At 64.1% G+C, this 633-nt stretch carries 1 pseudogene; it reads right to left on the reverse strand.

The window, feature by feature from the left end:
- Positions 1-500, reverse strand: a pseudogene (locus R4P70_RS32650) (IS21 family transposase); the annotation flags it as partial.
- Positions 501-633 lie beyond the last annotated feature (133 nt).

Consider the following 633-nt stretch of genomic DNA (forward strand, 5'->3'; position numbering starts at 1 on the left):
ACCGTCGGCAATGTCTTGTCCCAGATCGGGATCACCACCCGAAATCGCGACCACGCCAACCATGCGCAGAACAACGTCGTCTTCCGGCCGGAAATCGTTGGCCCGTCACCGAAGTCGTACTGTAACCACAGCCCAGGTTCGGTTACCCACGGCCGATACACTCGCCGCCGACCAGCCCGAAACTGGGCCTTCGCCTCCGCGACCGTCCGGCGCGTGGTCCGCTCACCGCCGGTGAACCCCAGCGCGACGATCCGTTCGTGGATGACATCCGCGCGGACCTTGCCCTGCGAGCGGACCACCAACTCCTCGATCTTCGGCAGAAAGTCGTCGATCGCCCGCGCTCGATGCCGCCGGCGGTCCGGCGGCTGCCCCGCAGCGCGCATCTGCACATACCGGGCCACCGTGTGGTGATCACACCCAGCCAGCTCCGCCGCCGCCCGATAACTACCCGTGAGGTCGTACGCCTCCAAAATTTCCATGATCTCCCTGCTCGATTTCATCCACCCAGCGTTGCCGGGACCGAATCTGACTCACAGCAGGTGGGGAACTATCTGGCCGTACGCGGGGAGAAACCATGGCCACAAAATGCGCCATAAATGGCCGCCAGTGGGGAGCTTACGATGGCCGTCGACA

This window comes from Rhodococcus sp. IEGM 1241 (assembly GCF_033142365.1).
Classification (GTDB): domain Bacteria; phylum Actinomycetota; class Actinomycetes; order Mycobacteriales; family Mycobacteriaceae; genus Rhodococcus_F; species Rhodococcus_F erythropolis.